The organism is Thiothrix sp., from assembly GCF_028714775.1.
GTDB lineage: Bacteria > Pseudomonadota > Gammaproteobacteria > Thiotrichales > Thiotrichaceae > Thiothrix.
On record NZ_JAQTLS010000011.1, the window covers coordinates 85,440 to 104,008 of the forward strand.

Genomic DNA, 18,569 nt, shown 5'->3' on the forward strand with positions numbered 1-18,569 from the left:
TTGGTGAGAGATCATGCCTAAACGGACAGACATTAAAAGTATCCTGATTATTGGTGCAGGCCCGATCATTATCGGTCAGGCGTGCGAATTCGACTACTCCGGTGCACAAGCGTGTAAGGCGCTGCGTGAGGAAGGCTACCGCGTCATTCTGGTCAACTCCAACCCCGCGACCATCATGACTGACCCGGAAATGGCTGATGCGATTTACATCGAGCCAATCCGTTGGGAAACCGTCGCCAAGATCATTGAAAAAGAACGCCCTGATGCGCTGCTGCCGACAATGGGCGGACAAACCGCGCTCAACTGCGCCCTCGACCTTTCCCGCCACGGCGTGCTGGAAAAGTTCGGCGTGGACATGATCGGTGCGAACGAAGTTTCCATCGACATGGCGGAAGACCGTCAGAAATTCCGCATTGCAATGGATGAAATCGGCCTCGAATCCGCCCGTTCTGGCGTGGCGCATACGATGGACGAAGCGCGTGCGGTACAAGCTGGCTTGGGTTTCCCGATTGTTATCCGCCCCTCATTCACGATGGGTGGCAGCGGCGGCGGGATTGCCTACAACCGTCAGGAATTTGAAACCATCGTGGCGCGTGGCTTGGATATGTCCCCGACCACCGAAGTCCTGCTGGAAGAATCCCTGCTGGGCTGGAAAGAGTATGAAATGGAAGTCGTGCGTGACCGTAACGACAACTGCATCATTATCTGTTCCATTGAAAACCTTGACCCGATGGGCATCCACACGGGTGACTCCATCACCGTTGCACCTGCGCAGACCTTGACCGACAAGGAATACCAGTTGCTGCGTAACGCATCCATCGCGGTATTGCGCAAGATCGGGGTGGATACCGGCGGTTCCAATGTGCAGTTCTCGGTCAACCCGAAAAACGGGCGCATTATCGTTATCGAAATGAACCCGCGCGTGTCACGTTCTTCCGCGCTGGCTTCCAAAGCCACAGGTTTCCCGATTGCCAAAGTCGCGGCGAAACTGGCAGTTGGCTACACACTGGATGAGTTGCGCAACGAAATCACTGGCGGGGCAACACCTGCGTCGTTCGAGCCTTCCATCGACTACGTAGTGACCAAAATCCCGCGTTTCACCTTTGAGAAATTCCCGCAAGCCGATGCACGCTTGACCACGCAGATGAAATCCGTGGGTGAAGTCATGGCGATGGGGCGCACTTTCCAAGAGTCGTTCCAAAAAGCCTTGCGTGGTTTGGAAACTGGCATTGACGGTTTGAACGAGCGCGTTAACCCGCAAGAGCCGGATGCCAAAGATACCCTGCGTCGCCAAATGACCGAAGCCAGCGCCGAACGTATTCTCTACGTTGCTGATGCCTTCCGTTTCGGCATGAGCGTGGAAGAAGTGTTTGGCTTGACCAGCATCGACCCGTGGTTCTTGGTGCAGTTGAAAGAACTGGTGGATATTGAAAACGGCCTGAAAGAACGCCTGCTGAACAGCCTTTCCGCCGATGAAATGCGCAATATCAAGCGTAAAGGTTTCTCTGACCGTCGCTTAGCCAAATTGCTGCACGAAACTGAAAAGGCTGTGCGCTCAGCGCGTCATCGCCTGAATGTGCGCCCCGTGTACAAGCGCGTGGATACTTGCGCGGCGGAATTCGCCACCAACACCGCGTATATGTATTCCACTTACGAAGAAGAGTGCGAATCCAACCCGACCGACCGCAAGAAAATCATGGTACTGGGTGGCGGCCCAAACCGTATCGGTCAAGGGATCGAATTCGACTACTGCTGCGTGCACGCGGCCTTGGCCTTGCGTGATGATGGCTTTGAAACCATCATGGTCAACTGCAACCCAGAGACTGTTTCTACCGACTACGATACTTCTGACCGTTTGTATTTTGAGCCGCTGACGCTCGAAGACGTGATGGAAATCGTCGATCTGGAAAAACCTTACGGCGTGATCGTGCAATACGGTGGGCAAACTCCGCTGAAATTGGCGCGTGATTTGGAAGCCTTGGGTGCGCCAATCATCGGTACATCGCCAGATTCCATCGACTTGGCAGAAGACCGCGAACGCTTCCAGCAATTGATCAATAAACTCGGCCTCAAGCAGCCACCAAACCGTACCGCGAAAAGCATTGATGAAGCAGTACGCTTGGCGGATGAAATTGGTTATCCGTTGGTCGTGCGTCCGTCTTACGTGCTTGGTGGTCGGGCGATGGAAATCGTTTACCACGAATCCGAACTGCGCCGTTACATGACTACGGCTGTATCGGTTTCCAACGATTCCCCCGTGTTGCTCGACCGTTATTTGGATGACGCAATTGAAGTCGACGTTGACGCAATTTGCGACGGTGAAAACGTCCTGATCGGCGGCATTATGCAGCACATCGAACAGGCGGGCATCCACTCCGGTGACTCGGCGTGTTCCTTGCCGCCGTATTCCTTGCGTGCGGACATCCAAGACCAACTGCGTGAGCAAATGGTGCGCATGGGCAAAGCCCTCAATGTTATCGGCCTGATGAATGCCCAGTTTGCGATCAAGGGCGATGACGTTTACATTTTGGAAGTGAACCCACGTGCGTCACGTACAGTGCCATTCGTCTCCAAAGCAATTGGTCGCCCACTGGCAAAAGTGGCGGCACGTTGCATGGCAGGCCAGAGTCTGGCTACCCAGAAGGCGTTGAACGAAATCATCCCGTCTTACTACGCGGTGAAAGAAGCGGTATTCCCGTTCATCAAGTTCCCCGGCGTTGACCCGATCCTCAGCCCGGAAATGAAATCCACTGGCGAAGTTATGGGCGTGGGCAGAACCTTTGCCGAAGCTTTCGGCAAAGCGCAATACGCAGCAGGCGAAGTTTACCCAACGTCGGGTGTGGCATTCATCAGCGTGCGCGAAGCTGACCGTCGCCATCTCAAGGAAGTGGGTGATATGTTGACAGGGCAGGGGTTCAAGATCATTGCTACCCGTGGCACGGCGCGTGAATTGCAAAACGTCGGTGTTGCCTGCGAAATCGTCAATAAGATGCGCGAAGGCCGCCCTAACATTGTCGATATGATTAAGAATGAAGAGATTGACCTGATCGTAAATACGACCGAAGGTGAGCAGTCGACCCGCGATTCGTTTGAGATTCGCCGCGAAGCCTTGCAGCACAAAATTACCTACACCACCACGATTGAAGGTGCGCGGGCATTGTGCATGGCGATGGCCTACACTGATAGCGAGCAAGTCTACTGCTTACAAGATTTACATCAGGAAATAACACAATAAGAGGATGAACGAGCGATGAGTGCAAGACCACCGCTAACTGCTACGGGTGCTGAACGTTTGAGAACCGAACTGCAACGCCTAAAAACGGAAGACCGCCCGCGTATTATTCAGGCTATTTCTGAAGCGCGGGAACACGGCGATTTGAAAGAAAACGCCGAATACCATGCTGCCCGCGAACAACAAAGTTTCTGCGAAGGCCGCATCAAAGAGCTGGAAGGCATACTGTCATTGGCGCAAATCATTGACGTGGTTGCTGTGGGTGCGATGAATGCCGGTAAGGTCGTTTTCGGTGCGACCGTTGAACTGGAAGAAATCGAGTCGGGCGATACCATTACCTACCAGATCGTGGGTGATTTGGAAGCTGACATCAAGCAAAACCGGGTGGCGGTTTCTTCCCCGATTGCGCGTGCCATGATCGGTAAGGAAGAAGGCGATGTTGCTGTGGTGCAAGCGCCCGGCGGTGTACGTGAGTATGAAATTATCGACATCCGTTACCAGTAGTGCCAGCCAATACTACCCATATCGGCTTGCTGCAACACGGTGCGGTGGAAGCTGGTGATGTTTTCTGTGGCGAGCTGGAAACGCCGTTAAGTAAGGCAGGCTGGAAACAGCTTAAACAAGCTTTTGGGCAGGCCAAACCCGCGTGGGATGCGGTTGTCACTTCCCCGAAAGTGCAATGTGCAGCGTTCGCGCAGTGGTATGCTGACAAGCATAGCCTGCCCCTGACGGTGGATGAGCGTTTACGGGAAATCCACTTCGGTGATTGGGAAGGTTGTTCCCCCCAGCAAATCATGCAGAGCCAGCCTGAAAAGTTGGCGCAATGGTGGGCAAACCCGGCACAGTTTACGCCTGTTGGTGGTGAAGATTTCGCTGAATTTCGAGCGCGGGTATTGGATGTGTGGGACGACTTGCAGCAGGAATGGCGCGGCGGACGAATTCTGGTGGTAACACACGCAGGCATCATCCGTTTGTTGGTCGGGCATGTTTTGCAAATGCCGGATGAGCGTTTGCTGTCCTTGAATGTTGAATACGGTACGTTGACCCGTCTCCGGGTTTTGCGTGACCGCAGCGGAGAATGGGCAAGTCTGCTAACTCACGGTTGTTGATCAAAAGAAATAGATAGGGGGCACTCATGGTGAAAAATTTATGGCGTTCATTTCAGGCTGCCCTAGCCATGTTGACGCGCCTGCCAGCCCCGAAGGTCGCCAGCTTTTCTGCTGAGGAACGGGGGCGCGGCCTGATTTGGTTCCCCATTATTGGGGGATTGATGGGGGCGGTGTTGGTCGCTACAGCGTGGTGGGTGTTGCGTGATGTGGAGCCGATTTTGGCTTCGGTCATCTTATTGACGGTGTGGTTATTCGTCAGTGAATTGCACCATCTGGATGCCTTGGCGCATTGCGTCAGTGGTTGGATGTTTGCCCGCTCGGAAGATCAAGAGGGTGGTGCGTCTGCCTCTGATAATCTCGGGGTGATGGGGGTTATCGCCCTGATCATGATGATGAAGTTTTCTGCGCTGTCGGTATTGCTCGAATATGATGCTTTAATCTACATCCTGCTAGCGCCGATTGTGGCACGTCTATTGGCAGTTGCCCTGATTGGTTTTACCCCGGTTGCCAGTAACGCGACTTTGGCGCACGAATTCCGCATCGAGTTTCCTTACCTTGCCCTGTTCGTCTGGCTGCTGATGGCAGTGCCGTTGGCCTTGGTGGTGGGGTTGCCGATGTTTGTGATGTTTGTTGCTTTGATGCTGATCCGCTTCCGCATGGTGCAACGTAGCGGCGGCATGACATGGGAAGGCATTGGGGCAAGCATTGTGTTGCTGGAAACACTGGGCTTGTTTGCTGCTGCCGTACTGTCTTGAAAAAAAGGGCGCATGATCTGCGCCCTTTTGTCGTTTTTTCCCGTATCAGGTAATAACGTCGGCGGCTTCGCGTCCGGTAAATGCCACGATTTTCGCAACCTGCTCGGCGATAGCAATCAGTTCAGACAGCGCCTCTTGCACATCCTGGTCATGCTTGCTGGGGTCTGCTTCATACTTTTCCAGATAAACCCGTAATGTCGCACCCTGCGTACCTGTCCCTGACAGGCGGAAGATGATGCGCGAACCATCGGTGAACAAGATGCGGATGCCTTGGTTTTTGCTGACGGAACCATCAACCGGATCGGTATAGGCAAAATTATCAGCGTTAGCTACACAGAGTTTGCCGAAAGTTTTACCGGACAAGCTTGGCAGTTGTTCCAGCAAAGCATTTACCAGTTCATTGGCGGCTTTTAGGTCAATTTCTTCGTAATCGTGGCGGGAGTAATAGTTACGCCCGTATTCTGCCCAATGCTTGCGCACAATATTACTGACGGAATCCTGCTTTTCTGCCAGCAAGTTCAGCCAGAACAGTACCGCCCAGAGGCCGTCTTTTTCACGCACATGATTCGAGCTTGTGCCGAAGCTTTCTTCACCGCAGAGGGTGATTTTGCCCGCATCCAGTAAATTGCCGAAAAATTTCCAGCCCGTTGGGGTTTCAAAGTAAGGCAGGCCGAGCTTGACTGCTACCCGGTCGGGGGCTTGGCTGGTGGGCATGGAACGGGCGATACCTGCAATGCCATTACGATAGCCGGGGGCTGCGGTGGCATTGGCTGCCAATACCGCAAGGCTATCGCTGGGCGTGACGAAGAATTGCTTGCCTAGGATCATGTTGCGGTCGCCATCACCGTCAGAGGCTGCGCCGAAATCAATGTCACCATTGCGGGCATACAGCAAGGACATCAATTCTTTGGCATGGGCTTGGTTAGGATCAGGATGCCCGCCACCGAAGTCTGCCAATGGTTGCCCATGAATGACCGTGCCTTCCGGTGCGCCTAAGCGTTCTTCCAAAATGCGGTGGGCGTAAGGCCCGGTGACGGCGTGCATGGCGTCAAAGCGCATCTTGAAGCTGCCGGACTGGAGTAGGGCGGCAATTTTGTCGAAATCGAAAAGGCTTTCCATCAGCTCTTCATAAGCGCTGACGGAATCAATCACTTCGACCTGCATCCCGGATATTTCGTAAGCGCCCAGTTTGTCCAGCGGGACAGGGTTGATCGGGGCAATGTGGTATTCGTGGATATGTTGGGACGCGGCGAAAATGGCTTCCGTCAGGCTTTCCGGGGCGGGGCCACCGTTAGCAATGTTGAATTTGATGCCGAAATCACCTTCCGGGCCGCCTGCATTGTGGCTAGCAGAGAGGATGATGCCACCCAACGCTTGGTATTGGCGGATCAGGTTGGAGGCTGCCGGGGTCGACAGGATGCCGCCTTGCCCAATGATAACGCGCCCAAAACCGGCAGCGGCTGCCATGCGCAATATGATTTGGATGGCTTCGCGGTTAAAATAGCGCCCGTCGCCGCCCAAAATCAGGGTACTGCCTTGGATGCCTTCCAGTGTATTAAAGATGGCCTGCACAAAGTTTTGCAGGTAATCTGATTTCTTGAATTGTTTGACGCTTTTACGCAAGCCGGATGTACCGGGTTTCTGGTCATTGTAGGGTGTGGTTTTAATGGTTTGGATAGTCATGAGTCACACTTGTTAGCTTCTTGTTAGGATCGGTTTCTGATCGCTCATTATGGATTTATGTTAGTTAAAGAACAACCTATTGTAATCCCTCCGAGGGCAAAATCCTTTGCCGGATTGATGGAGATGTATGAAATCAATTACCTGCAACTGCGCTTGTTGTGCGGTAATTTACGTGCCCTGCCGGAAGAGACGGTCTCTCGCATTGCAGGCGGTATTCCGGTTGCTTTGTGGATGGTGGAAAACGCCAGCCATACCTCAACCTTGCTGATGACCTACCTGTTCGATGAGGCCGGGGAGCGGGTGGATAGCCGCCCGGACATGCTGATCCGTGTTTACCATGATTCGCGTCAGGCTGAGGTGATCAGCCACCGTTGCCGTTTGGTGGATGAGCCAGTGCGGTATTGGGGCAAAGAATTGGACACCATGCTGTTGTGCCGCTGGCGCATGAACCGCTTCTTGTACAAATGGACAACCTACCTGCGTCGCCAAGGCCACTCCTTTACTGCATAGCATCAATAATTCTTGACTGTATAGCTAGGTTTCTCTAGAATGCCTACTTAATTAGTAGGAATAAAGGCAGTTATACTGTTTAAGGAGTTTTTTCATGAAACTGTCAACCAAAGGTCGGTACGCAGTCACTGCCATGATGGATCTGGCTATCCATGATCCTTTGGGGCCGGTGACACTGGCAGACATTTCCCAATGTCAGGGGATTTCGCTGTCTTACTTGGAACAATTGTTTGCCAAATTACGTAAAGACGGTTTGGTGGAAGGTGTGCGTGGGCCGGGCGGTGGTTACCGTTTGGGGCGTCCAGCCAGCCAGATCAGCATTGCCGAAATCATCAAGGCCGTCGACGAAAATATTGATGTCACCCGTTGCTTGGGTAATAAAGATTGCCACGGCGGCGAGAAATGCTTGACCCATCAGTTGTGGGAAGACTTGAGCACCCGTCTGTACGATTTTCTGGATAACCTGACTTTGGCAAGCTTTATCCAGCGTCCAGAAATCCGTGAGGTTTCCCATCGCCAAGACACGATTGCCAACCGCATCGCCACCATGTTCCCGCCACGGGCTATGTTGAGTGCGCGGATGGCAGCAGCGTAAGGGTACGGGTATCCAGTTGGTGAATAGCCAACTGGGGCTGTATTTCTAGCAGGGTCAGTTTCCCCAATCCAGCCTCGTCGCGGAAAGGTGCGCCAGTGTCGATGTAGTACATATTGGCGACATGCAGGGGCTGGGTCAGCGGGGTATGCCCAAACACCACCAAATCAATGCCTTCTATTGGCGAACTCCCGCCCGTCATGCAGATATTTTTGTAACGCTTACGTGACCACAGCGCGTATTCGACAATATCGGAATCGCGGTTCAGGGCTTGGATGAAGTCCTTCCACGAGGTAGCGTAGGGGATGTCGGCGTGTACGATACCGATTTGCCCATTCGCGGTTGCCACCTCAAACGCCACGGGTAACTGCGCAATAATCTGGTAAATGCGGCTTTGCAGTGCGGGTGGGATGCGTTGCCACCATGCCCCGCCGTTATTGTCTATCCAGCTTTCGCGCATGATCTCGTCATGGTTGGCATCCAGCAGCATTTGTTCGTGGTTGCCCATGATGGCGTGGAACCACGGGTAATTGAGAAACTCAATAGCGCGGTACGATTCCGTTCCCCGGTCGATCAAATCCCCAACAGAAAATACTCGGTCGTGTGCAGGCGCAAAATGGATTTGCTGTAGCAACGACTCCAACGCCGTAAACGAACCATGAATATCACCCACGACAAAATCCCGTCCGGTACGGTTTTTGGTGAAAAATTTGAATGGGGTGTAAGCCATGTGATTATGTACCGGGGTTATGCGGTCTGCGGTGGTGTTCGTGTATCATAACAAAAACCGCCCCTCCACAATGAACGAAGTACAGCCAAAAGGTGTGATTGCAGCGACTATGGATACGCATAAAAAACGTCAGTTATACAGGGTCATTTTGAAAGCAATGGCGTGGTTCGGCATCGTGTTTGTCACACTGGTCTTATTGCGCAGTTGCCTTGCCTAAGTACACGTCATAACGCACCGCTTTACCCGCAATTACAAACGCAGGTTTGCAACCGGCAAGCTCGGGGGCATGGCGCGGACGTTTTACCACTACGCGGTATTTGGCGCGTTGGCAGGCAATGTCCAGCAAGCGGTCACTGTCGGGGTCTTCGCCGACCACTTCATGGAAAAAGCGCATTTCTTTTTGCACTAGTGCGGTTTTTTGCCGTTCCGGGAACATCGGGTCGAGGTAAATGACATCGGGAAGGGCGTCGGTAGGCAGGTTTTGTAGCCATGTGTACGCATCACTGTGATGCAAGGTCATGCGTCCAACGATGGCATTGATTTCAGAATCATCACTGGCACGGGCGCGGGTAAGTCCATCTGCCAGTAATGCGTGGACGGTAGGCGAGCGTTCCAGCAAGGTAACGGTGCAACCGAGGGTGGCGAGCACGAATGATTCGCGCCCTAATCCGGCAGTGGCATCAATGACGTGAGGGTTTTTGCGCTTGTGCAAGCCAATGGCTTTGGCAATGTCCTGGCCTTTGCCGCCGCCAAATAGGCGACGGTGTTGGGCTTTGCCTTCGACGAAATCGACGTAAACCGCGCCGATTTTCGGGTCTTGGGTATCGTGGAGTTCCAGCCGTGCTGGGGTTTGTACTAACTGGTAACGCTCAGGCATCAGTAATGCGGTGGCGGGGTTTCATCAGCCTGACTGCCGACCGCAGAGGGACTAAGGGACTTGAGTTTTTCATTTAAACGCTCAATTTCCAGCAAAGCCGTGCGGATTTCCTGATGTTGCAGGTAAACCTGATGGCTCAATGCTTCCAAGGTCTGCTCCTGTTCCATGAACAGGAGTTCCAGTTTTTCCAGTCGTGCTTCCACGGAATTAACGGCCTTTGACCGCAGCAATACGCATCCGCAGGGCGTTGAGCTTGATGAAGCCTTCCGCATCCTTTTGGTTGTATGCGCCGCCGTCATCGTCAAAGGTGGCTATCCGCGCGTCGAACAAGCTGTCGTCAGACTTGCGGCCTGCGACGGTTGCAGAACCTTTGTACAGTTTCATGCGTACCGTGCCGTTCACGAAGGCTTGGGAGGCGTCAATCATTTGCTGCATCATCTTGCGCTCAGGACTCCACCAGTAGCCGTTGTAGACCAGTTCGGCGTACTTGGGCATCAGGCTGTCTTTCAGATGCGCGACTTCGCGGTCGAGGGTCAGGGATTCAATCGCACGGTGAGCAGGCAACAGGATTGTGCCGCCGGGAGTTTCGTAGCAGCCGCGTGATTTCATGCCAACGTAACGGTTTTCCACCAAGTCCAGACGACCGATGCCGTTTGCACCTGCCTGTTTGTTCAGCGTTTCGAGGATAGTGGCAGCGGAAAGGCGTTCGCCATCCAGTGCTACCGGGTCACCGCCTTCAAAGGTGATCTCGACGTAAGTCGGTTTGTCGGGGGCAGTTTCCGGGGAAACGCTCCAGCGCCACATGTCTTCTTCGGCTTCAAACCATGGGTCTTCCAGCGGGCCGCCTTCGTAAGAAATGTGCAGCAGGTTGGCATCCATAGAGTACGGGGATTTCTTGCCTGCTTTTTTGAAATCGACCGGGATGTTGTGCTTTTCAGCATACGCCATCAGGTCAGCGCGGGAATTCATGTCCCATTCGCGCCACGGGGCAATCACTTTTACGCCCGGTTTCAGCGCGTAAGCACCGAGTTCAAAGCGCACTTGGTCGTTGCCTTTGCCAGTCGCGCCGTGGGAAATCGCGTCTGCGCCAGTTTCGTTGGCGATTTCGATCAAACGCTTGGCAATCAGTGGGCGGGCGATGGAAGTGCCCAGCAGGTATTCGCCTTCGTAGATGGTGTTGGCGCGGAACATCGGGAACACGTAGTCGCGCACGAATTCTTCGCGCAGGTCTTCGATGAAGATTTCTTCCGGCTTGATGCCCATTGCGAGGGCTTTGGAGCGTGCGGGTTCGACCTCTTCGCCCTGACCGATGTCAGCGGTGAAGGTGACGATTTCGCACCCATAATTTTCTTGCAGCCACCGCACGATGATGGAGGTATCCAGCCCGCCTGAGTAGGCCAGCACGACTTTCTTGACTGACTGTGCCATGTTGAGTGTTCCCGTAGGTAAATCGAAACGGGGGATTATATGCCCGCCGCGTGGCTAAATAAATGTAGCGCGGGATATTTTGTAATCGGCTATGATTTCTGACCCATTTCAAGACCCGATAGAGCCATGTTCATTGCTGCCGATATTGATGCGTTTAAAGCCGACTTTGCCGCTGGCCTAGAAAATATGCTCACCCCCACTGGGTTGGGCGCGTTCATTCTGGTGCTGGCAAACAGTATGCAGGATCGGGAACTGTTCGCCCGCCTATCCGCGCCCTTGTCCCAAACCTTTGCACAGTTGCGGGAAAATAACCCGGATGGCCCGGAAGATGATCGCAACGTATTCGCCGCGCTACTTGCTAGCGGGATCGACGCGCTGGATTGCTGGGAACATTGCCCGCAGGAACCGTGGGAGCGGGTGCTGAACCCCTTGCGTTCCTTGCGTCCGGCGCGGGTTTCCAGCGACGTTTTCCGGGAAATCCAGCAACCCTTCGACCCCAGCAAATTCCATTTCAACAAGCCGTTCTTGCGCCCGGAAATTTTGTGGGAAGGCGCATGGTCGGGTGGGCAACTGCGGGTACTGTACAACAAGTTTCCGTTTGCGCCGTGGCATTTGTTGGTCGTGCCGGAACCGCAGCAGTGTTTGCAGCAATTCCTGACCCGCGAACACCATGTGCGGATGCTGGCTTTGGTGGCGGAACAAAGTCATAGCCTGCCGGGGTTGGGGATGGCGTTCAACAGTTTGGGTGCTTACGCCTCCGTCAACCAGTTGCATTTTCAGGGGTTCATGCGGGAAACACCGTTGCCGTTGGAACTGCCGCGCTGGCAGCACAATGGTGGGCTGGAAGCTTATCCGCTGGATTGTTTGCGCACGGCTTCGGCGCAAAAAAGTTGGCAAATGATTGAGGCATTGCACGCAGCCAATCAGCCCTACAACCTGCTGTATCGGGCGGATGCTTGCTACATTGTGCCACGCCAAGGGCAGGGCTTGGTGGCGCTGCCAGCATGGGCGCAAGGTATGGCTTGGCATGAAATCTGCGGCGTATTTACCCTGCCAGACCTTGCGGCATTGGAGGGTATTGGGGCAGTTGAGATTGCTGCGCAACTGGCACGTTTACGCTGCTAAGCTACTGACGAGAAAGGATAAAAGTTATCATTTTTTGTGCTTGTTAATATAAGTTTTCCCTTATATACTGGACTCTTGTTGCGGATGAGCCACAATCCGCCAGATACCACAGGGGGCCGAGGGGAAAAATAATGATGAAAGCCAGTCTGACACTATTTAAGCGCAAACCATCCCAAACCAAAACCAAGCAAGCGGCAACCTTGACCGTAGGGCTTGACGTGTTTGGCAATGCCATTCCGGTAGCGCCCAGCGCACAGGTGGAGGGCAGCAGCAAATCTTTGCGGGTCGTGAAACAGCAGGAAATTGCCCTGAAACCCAGCCGTAAAAGCCGCGCTAAAACCGCTAAATCCAGCAAAGCGGGCAGTAAACAGACCGCACTGGTTCCTGTTGCGCCCAGTTTATTGGGGCGTTTATTGCCATCATGGGGAAAGTCTGCTGAGCAGAATGTTACCAAAGTGGTGAAGGTTTCCCCGATGCGTCCACCTGCTAAGCGCGATAACCTGCATACAGATGGGGTTGCTGAGCGGCTGGAATACGCTTTCAAACGCTTGCACCATGAATTCAACGAGCGCGAACACCAGCTTGAATTGAAAATGCAGGCGTTGGCGCAACACCACCACCTATTGCAGGGAACCACGCAGAAAAAACGCCTGTGGCTGGTTCCGCTTGCGCTGACGGGGATGGCGGCGGGTGGCTACATGCTGTACGTGCTGACCAGTATGCAAGGCTCAATGACGGCAATGTCGGGGAACATCAACACCATGAATACCCACATGGGTACGATGGCGGGCGATACCCAAGTCATGACGCAAAACATCCAGACCATGAACGAATCCATGTACTACATGAACAATAATGTGGCCTACATGAGCGGCAATGTTGCACAGATGAACCAGAAGGTCGGCACATTGGCGCAAGCTGCCGCGCCGATGGGCGAAGCCGCTTCTGCGGTCAGCCCGTTCACCAAAATGTTCAAATCGTTCATGCCGTTCTGATGCCGTTCACGGGAACATGCGGGCATGGATGATGTGATAGGTTTCCTTGCTCATGAGCGTGTCCCAAAACGCTTTGGATGTTGGGGTTAACGCCCAGACAACGATGACAAGGCATACCAGTGCGGTTGCCTTGGCAGGGTTTTTGGTGTCCAGCACTTTCAGGGCCGTGCCGAATGAGCGTTTGATTTTGCTGTTCATGAAATCAACGCTGAAAAGCTCATCCAGCACTAGATGCAGGATGAAGCCGAGGAAGATAAACAAGCCATTCAGCCAAGCTACAAAGGGGTTTTTACCCATAATGTGATGGCTGAACATCACCGCGAAACAGGTAAACAGTAAGGCTGCTACGACGGAGTGGATGGAACCCCGGTGGTGGGTGTATTGGTTGAATATGATCCATATCGGCCAGCGCACGACAGCAAACACGGTCAGCCCGATTCCCCACAGTTCCACAATCGCCAACGGCTTTTCAACGGAGAAAATCGCCAAAAACGCTGCCAATATGCCGAATAAAGAAAACATGATGCGGCTGGGGTAAGCGTGTTCCAAATCCACATCCGGCAAGATACCGCCGATGGTTCCCATCAATGCCAGCACCAAGGCTTCGCGGGGCGCGACCAACCCGACTTGCAGGCACAGCACGGAAAGTAACCCAGCCCCCGCAGCCGCCACGGTAATATGTGTGTTAAAATTTGCCATCAATCCCTCTGTCTGTTTTTTTGTTATGCCTATACGGCTATGTTGCTGGCAAGCGCCCGGCAATGTCCTATGCTACTAGTGAAAAGCTAAACTGATTTTCTAGCAGGGAGTGCGATCATGCCAAAAATAAAGATTCTTGCAACCACGTTTATGTCAATGTGCGCGATATTGTTGTTGTTGAATGGGTGTGTAGTCGGGCATCCCGTGCAGCAGACGGCTGAAACACCAACAGCACCCGTGCCAGCCCCGCCAAAACCTCAGCCTCCGAAACCTGCCCCGCCCCGCGCAGTGATACCCAAGGCGATTACGGGTGAGGAAGTGCGGGTATTTCAATGGCCTCCACCAAAAGCATCCAGCACTTATGCTGTCCCATTGGCAAATCTGAGTAGGCGACCCCACACGCTCGCTGATGCGGATGGGATTATTAGCAAAGCACTGGATCAAGCGGGTTATGAGGAAAAGCAGTATTACCAACTTCCAGAAAAGGAAATGCCGGGATTTGTGCTCGTGACTCGTGTTGAAGCCATTAACAAGGATGGGTCGCCAAAGCAGCCAGACCGCTGGCCTAGTGGTGAACTTTCTTTACTGGGTTCAGATTTCTCTGTTGGCAATGTCCTCAAAGTCTTACTGCACATGGAAGCAGGCCGCTATCGGGTGATTGCTTTTGTGTTCACTGCCAACCCTGTTCAACAAGATTCAGGTAAGCAATTGACGGAGGAAGAGGCGCAAGCGTGGCTGTCTTCTGGTTGGGATTCTTTGCCAGATTCCATTGGTAGCGCCCCATTTACCAACAAGAAAAACTTCTGTACTGCGTTGGTCTATGAGTTTGAGAAGAAATCAAACAAGGGTAAACCCAAACTTAAATTGCCGGGTTTGGTCAGTGCTAAGAGGCACATCGAGAAAGCAGGCATTTTTAAGTAAGTGATACGGATATTGCAGGTGGTCAACGATGAAAAAATTGGATTTTACCCGTTGTAAGAAAAATTTGGTCATATTGTGGCTTTCGTGGGCAGCAGGCATTTTTCTTTTGCTGTTCGTGCAGAGCTTCGGTGATGGTGAAGGCACTAGGGCGACATGGGAGTGGTGCGTGCCTTTGCTTGCCCCCAATGCCTTGCTTATGGTTGGGGTGATGGTGGCGGATGCGCAGAAGGAGCAGCAAGTTGGGCAAAAAGTGGATTCATTTATTTACTGGCTGACTTTCTGGCTCTCCACCTTCTATTTGGTATTGGTGGTGGTGAGTATCGTTTACTACGAATTGGTTGAGGGAGCTAATTTGAAAGACTCCACGTTGTGGCTGTCGTCAGTCCAAGGGCTTGTTAACCTCGTATTAGGCGTCTTCTTTGTCAAAACAGAGGGAAAAAAGGCGTGAATGGTATATTTCGCAGGGTCTATGTGAGTTTATTAATTTTGTTTCCGATAGAGGGGGCGATGGCTTCACCTTCTATTTATGCACCTGACATCAGTTTCTGCGATGCCTACGCCACCAAAGCCGTAAGCCAAAACCAAACGGCGCAAGCCGCCAAGTGTGAGTTTTCCGGGGTACGTTGGAGTGATGACCTTGAAGGGCAGCAGAAATGGTGCAGCAGCGTGCGTGAAGAGGTGGCGCAGGCTGAAACCCTCGCCCGCGCCAAGGATTTGCTGACCTGTTTCGGTACGGATGTCGGCGTCAATGATGGCGATTTGAGTTTGATCCCCGATGATCTCGGCGGGGAAATGATCGCAGCGGTGCAAAAAGGCAAGCTTTCCCGCACCCAACAATTGCTGGCAGCCGGGGCAGACCTTGATTACGAAGGGATGCAGGGCAACGACGGCAAGATGCTGTTTGTCGCCATGAGCAACGGGCGCGAAGACCTGATTAAGTTTTTCATCGGCTTGGGACAAGACCCGAATGCGACCTTCAACGGGGGTTGGAGTCCGATTGCGATGTTTGTGGGTAAGCCGAAAATGCTCGAATACCTGCTGGAACATGGCGGCGATGCCAACAGTACTGGCGAGTTGTATGAATTCAACCAGCTTCCCATCCTTTCCGCCATCAACAGCAATGACCTTGAGTCGCTCAACATCCTAATCAAGCACGGCGCACGGGTGCAGATTGATGAAATGATGGATGAGTGCATGGGGTCAACGCTATTGGATTACGCTATCAAAAAAGCCAAACCCGAGATTGTTGCCGCTTTGCGCAAGGCGGGGGCGAAAACCTATGCGGAATGCTCCCAGCAGCAGTAGGTGACTACAGTAACAGTTGTTGGTAGTCCTGTGCGTAACGCGCGGCTTCGGTAATCACGTATTCCTTGAACGCTTGTGCCGCCGGGGAGAGCGATTTGCCTTCGCGGGTAACGATGTGCCAATGGCGTTGCAGGGGGAAGCCTTCCACATCCAGCAGTACCAGTACGTGGGCTTGCAGTTCCAAGCGGATACTGTGCAGCGATACCACGCCTAATCCTAACCCGGCGATGACCGAATGTTTGATGGATTCATTGCTGCCCATTTCCAAGGTACTGGAAAACGTGTGCCCGTGTTCGGCGAAGAAGCGTTCAATCGCGGCGCGTGTCCCTGACCCCGGTTCGCGCACGACAAATTTTTCATTGGCGACGTTGGCGATGGGGATGTCTTTTTTGCCAGCCAGCGGATGGTCGGCAGGGGCAATCAACACCAGCGGGTTGCACATCAAGCGCTGGGAATGCAGGTCAAGGTTGGCAGGCGGTTCGCCCATCACTACCAAGTCCGCTTCGTAATTCTGCAATTGCTCTACCAGCCGTTTGCGGTTAGTGATGTTCAGCGAAACCGTAATCCCGCCATGCAGTTTGGAAAAGCCCGCTAGCATTCGGGTGATGAAGTAAATGGACGTGGTGGCAGCGGATACCCGGATGTAGCCCTGATGCACGTTTTTTAGCTCTTCCAGCGTTTCCACCATGCCCTGATATTGCGCAAGAATTTCGCAGGTGTAAGTGTGCATCGCCCGCCCCGCCACGGTCATGACGATGCGTTTGCCTTGGCGCTCAAACAGGGCTAGCCCGGTGTTATCTTCCAGTTGTTTTACCTGCATGGAAATCGCCGGTTGGGTCATGTGCAGCAGCTCTGCCGCACGGGTGAAGTTTTCCGTGTGTGCCACGGTTTGGAAAATGTGGATTTGGCGTAGTGAGATGTGCATGTGCGCTAAACAACCATAATGTTTTGTACGTAAAACATAGCACAAACCATAATGATTCGTTATGTTTAAATCAGAACAAATGAGTTTTACTTATCTTAGTGTTGACTTATAATCCACCCCATCGCAAATATCGCACGGTTATTTACCCATTGAGGAGAGAGTCATGGACCAATCTGGACGTTACGCTGATCTTAGTCTGAAAGAAGAAGACCTGATCGCAGGTGGTGGGCACATTCTGGTTGCCTACAAAATGAAGCCGAAAACTGGCTATGGCTATCTGGAAGCGGCTGCGCATTTGGCAGCAGAATCTTCTACTGGTACTAACGTTGAAGTTTGCACTACCGATGATTTCACCAAAGGCGTTGACGCGCTGGTGTACCACATCGACGAAGCGACTGAAGACATGCGTATCGCTTATCCGCTTGACCTGTTTGACCGTAACATCACCGATGGTCGCATGATGCTGGTGTCTTTCCTGACACTGGTTATCGGTAACAACCAAGGCATGGGCGACATCGAACACGCACAGATGATCGACTTCTACATGCCGCCACGCGCTATCCAGTTGTTCGATGGCCCGGCGAAAGACATTTCTGACCTGTGGCGTATTCTGGGTCGTGATGTTAAAAACGGTGGTTACATCGCGGGCACGATCATCAAGCCTAAGCTGGGTCTGCGTCCTGAGCCATTTGCTCACGCGGCTTACCAATTCTGGCTCGGTGGTGACTTCATCAAGAACGATGAACCACAAGGCAACCAAGTTTTCTGCCCTGCGAAGAAAGTTATCCCACTCGTTTATGACGCCATGAAGCGTGCGCAAGACGAAACTGGGCAAGCGAAACTGTTCTCCGCGAACATCACCGCTGACGACCATTACGAAATGTGCGCCCGTGCTGACTTCATCCTCGAAGCGTTTGGCCCGGATGCGGACAAAGTAGCGTTCTTGGTTGACGGTTACGTTGGTGGCCCTGGCATGATCACGACTGCACGTCGCCAGTACCCTAACCAGTACCTGCACTACCATCGTGCTGGTCACGGTGCGATCACTTCCCCATCTTCCAAGCGTGGTTATACTGCGTTTGTTCTGGCGAAAATGTCCCGTCTGCAAGGTGCTTCCGGTATCCACGTAGGCACAATGGGCTACGGCAAAATGGAAGGTGGCGCTGATGACAAAATCATCGCGTACATGATCGAACGTGACGAGTGCCAAGGGCCAGTCTACTTCCAAAAATGGTACGGCATGAAGCCAACCACCCCAATCATCTCTGGTGGTATGAACGCACTGCGTCTGCCGGGCTTCTTTGCGAACCTGGGTCACGGTAACGTTATCAACACTTCCGGTGGTGGTTCTTACGGTCACATCGACAGCCCAGCGGCTGGCGCAATCTCCCTGCGTCAATCTTATGAGTGCTGGAAATCCGGTGCTGACCCAATCGAATTCGCGAAAGAGCACAAAGAATTTGCTCGCGCGTTTGAGTCATTCCCTGGCGATGCTGACAAGCTGTTCCCAGGCTGGCGCGAAAAGTTGGGCGTTCACAAGTAAGCCGCAAGTACCATAAGTTAGAAACCGGAAGCCTCCCTGTTCTAGGGAGGCCGACGGGAAAATACAAAGCCGCACTTCTGCCTAGCGCGTTGATGCGGCTTTTTAAGCAATGAAAAACAGAGTTCTTTGGTAGGAAAAGC

19 protein-coding genes are annotated in these 18,569 nt (G+C 53.0%); 12 read left to right on the forward strand and 7 right to left on the reverse strand.

The features are described 5' to 3' along the window. The first annotated feature begins 13 nt into the window (after window positions 1–13). Genes carB through PHE17_RS12000 form a run of 4 tightly spaced genes read left to right on the forward strand, consistent with a single transcriptional unit; the run spans window position 14 to window position 5,096 of the window. Window positions 14–3,235, forward strand: coding sequence for a carbamoyl-phosphate synthase large subunit (carB, locus tag PHE17_RS11985; protein ID WP_301016096.1), 3,222 nt, complete (start codon window positions 14–16; stop codon window positions 3,233–3,235). Between the two features lie 15 nt (window positions 3,236–3,250). Next, the gene (greA, locus tag PHE17_RS11990) at window positions 3,251–3,736 is read left to right on the forward strand and encodes a transcription elongation factor GreA (protein ID WP_301016097.1); all 486 of its coding nucleotides are present in this window, start codon (window positions 3,251–3,253) and stop codon (window positions 3,734–3,736) included. Further along, window positions 3,736–4,341 carry an alpha-ribazole phosphatase family protein gene (gene cobC, locus PHE17_RS11995; protein WP_301016098.1) on the forward strand — a complete coding sequence of 202 codons (606 nt, stop codon included), beginning with the start codon at window positions 3,736–3,738 and terminating at the stop codon, window positions 4,339–4,341. Before greA ends, cobC begins: the two co-directional genes overlap by 1 nt. Before the next feature lie 26 nt (window positions 4,342–4,367). Continuing rightward, entirely contained in the window at window positions 4,368–5,096 is a 729-nt protein-coding gene (locus PHE17_RS12000; protein WP_301016099.1) for an adenosylcobinamide-GDP ribazoletransferase, read from the forward strand. A gap of 45 nt (window positions 5,097–5,141) precedes the next feature. Here PHE17_RS12000 and PHE17_RS12005 read toward each other — a convergent pair whose 3' ends face one another. After that, complete coding sequence (locus PHE17_RS12005; RefSeq protein WP_301016100.1) at window positions 5,142–6,779, reverse strand: alpha-D-glucose phosphate-specific phosphoglucomutase; 1,638 nt, start codon at window positions 6,777–6,779, stop codon at window positions 5,142–5,144. A gap of 123 nt (window positions 6,780–6,902) precedes the next feature. Between PHE17_RS12005 and PHE17_RS12010 the strand changes: the two genes are divergently transcribed. Together PHE17_RS12010 and PHE17_RS12015 are read left to right on the forward strand one after the other, a co-directional pair. Next, window positions 6,903–7,289 carry a DUF1249 domain-containing protein gene (locus PHE17_RS12010; RefSeq protein WP_301016101.1) on the forward strand — a complete coding sequence of 129 codons (387 nt, stop codon included), beginning with the start codon at window positions 6,903–6,905 and terminating at the stop codon, window positions 7,287–7,289. Window positions 7,290–7,383: 94 nt separating this feature from the next. Further along, window positions 7,384–7,884, forward strand: a complete 501-nt coding sequence (locus PHE17_RS12015) for a Fe-S cluster assembly transcription factor (RefSeq protein WP_301016102.1) — start codon at window positions 7,384–7,386, stop codon at window positions 7,882–7,884. Here PHE17_RS12015 and PHE17_RS12020 read toward each other — a convergent pair. The 4 genes from PHE17_RS12020 to PHE17_RS12035 all read right to left on the reverse strand — a co-directional run bounded on the left by PHE17_RS12020 (window position 7,853) and on the right by PHE17_RS12035 (window position 10,916). Further along, window positions 7,853–8,611, reverse strand: coding sequence for a metallophosphoesterase (locus PHE17_RS12020; protein ID WP_301016103.1), 759 nt, complete (start codon window positions 8,609–8,611; stop codon window positions 7,853–7,855). The two genes, PHE17_RS12015 and PHE17_RS12020, sit on opposite strands and share 32 nt — an antisense overlap. A gap of 193 nt (window positions 8,612–8,804) precedes the next feature. Continuing rightward, window positions 8,805–9,488 carry a class I SAM-dependent methyltransferase gene (locus tag PHE17_RS12025; RefSeq protein ID WP_301016104.1) on the reverse strand — a complete coding sequence of 228 codons (684 nt, stop codon included), beginning with the start codon at window positions 9,486–9,488 and terminating at the stop codon, window positions 8,805–8,807. Then, a complete protein-coding gene (locus PHE17_RS12030; RefSeq protein ID WP_301016105.1) occupies window positions 9,488–9,691 on the reverse strand; it encodes a SlyX family protein in 204 nt (67 codons plus the stop codon). The genes PHE17_RS12025 and PHE17_RS12030 overlap by 1 nt, the downstream gene beginning before the upstream one ends. 4 nt (window positions 9,692–9,695) lie before the next feature. After that, window positions 9,696–10,916: an argininosuccinate synthase gene (locus PHE17_RS12035; protein WP_301016106.1), complete on the reverse strand. Its 1,221-nt coding sequence runs from the start codon at window positions 10,914–10,916 to the stop codon at window positions 9,696–9,698. Between the two features lie 126 nt (window positions 10,917–11,042). Here PHE17_RS12035 and PHE17_RS12040 point away from each other — a divergent pair, with 126 nt between their 5' ends. Continuing rightward, complete coding sequence (locus tag PHE17_RS12040) at window positions 11,043–12,041, forward strand: hypothetical protein (protein ID WP_301016107.1); 999 nt, start codon at window positions 11,043–11,045, stop codon at window positions 12,039–12,041. Window positions 12,042–12,172: 131 nt separating this feature from the next. Beyond that, window positions 12,173–13,036: a hypothetical protein gene (locus tag PHE17_RS12045; protein WP_301016108.1), complete on the forward strand. Its 864-nt coding sequence runs from the start codon at window positions 12,173–12,175 to the stop codon at window positions 13,034–13,036. Between the two features lie 6 nt (window positions 13,037–13,042). Here the strand turns inward: PHE17_RS12045 and PHE17_RS12050 are convergent, their stop codons facing one another. Next, window positions 13,043–13,735 carry a metal-dependent hydrolase gene (locus PHE17_RS12050; protein WP_301016109.1) on the reverse strand — a complete coding sequence of 231 codons (693 nt, stop codon included), beginning with the start codon at window positions 13,733–13,735 and terminating at the stop codon, window positions 13,043–13,045. A gap of 117 nt (window positions 13,736–13,852) precedes the next feature. Here PHE17_RS12050 and PHE17_RS12055 point away from each other — a divergent pair, with 117 nt between their 5' ends. From PHE17_RS12055 to PHE17_RS12065, 3 genes are read left to right on the forward strand one after another with little or no spacing between them, the layout of a single operon-like run. Further along, entirely contained in the window at window positions 13,853–14,656 is an 804-nt protein-coding gene (locus PHE17_RS12055) for a hypothetical protein (protein ID WP_301016110.1), read from the forward strand. Between the two features lie 28 nt (window positions 14,657–14,684). Beyond that, window positions 14,685–15,104 (forward strand): hypothetical protein, encoded by a 420-nt coding sequence (locus PHE17_RS12060; protein WP_301016111.1) that lies wholly within the window; start codon window positions 14,685–14,687, stop codon window positions 15,102–15,104. Between the two features lie 59 nt (window positions 15,105–15,163). Next, window positions 15,164–15,961 carry an ankyrin repeat domain-containing protein gene (locus PHE17_RS12065; RefSeq protein WP_301016112.1) on the forward strand — a complete coding sequence of 266 codons (798 nt, stop codon included), beginning with the start codon at window positions 15,164–15,166 and terminating at the stop codon, window positions 15,959–15,961. Between the two features lie 4 nt (window positions 15,962–15,965). On the opposite strand, the gene PHE17_RS12070 is transcribed toward PHE17_RS12065, so the two are convergent. Continuing rightward, the gene (locus PHE17_RS12070; protein WP_301016113.1) at window positions 15,966–16,886 is read right to left on the reverse strand and encodes a LysR family transcriptional regulator; all 921 of its coding nucleotides are present in this window, start codon (window positions 16,884–16,886) and stop codon (window positions 15,966–15,968) included. A 163-nt stretch (window positions 16,887–17,049) separates the two neighbouring features. Between PHE17_RS12070 and PHE17_RS12075 the strand changes: the two genes are divergently transcribed. Then, window positions 17,050–18,429, forward strand: a complete 1,380-nt coding sequence (locus PHE17_RS12075) for a ribulose-bisphosphate carboxylase (protein WP_301016114.1) — start codon at window positions 17,050–17,052, stop codon at window positions 18,427–18,429. Window positions 18,430–18,569: the final 140 nt, after the last annotated feature.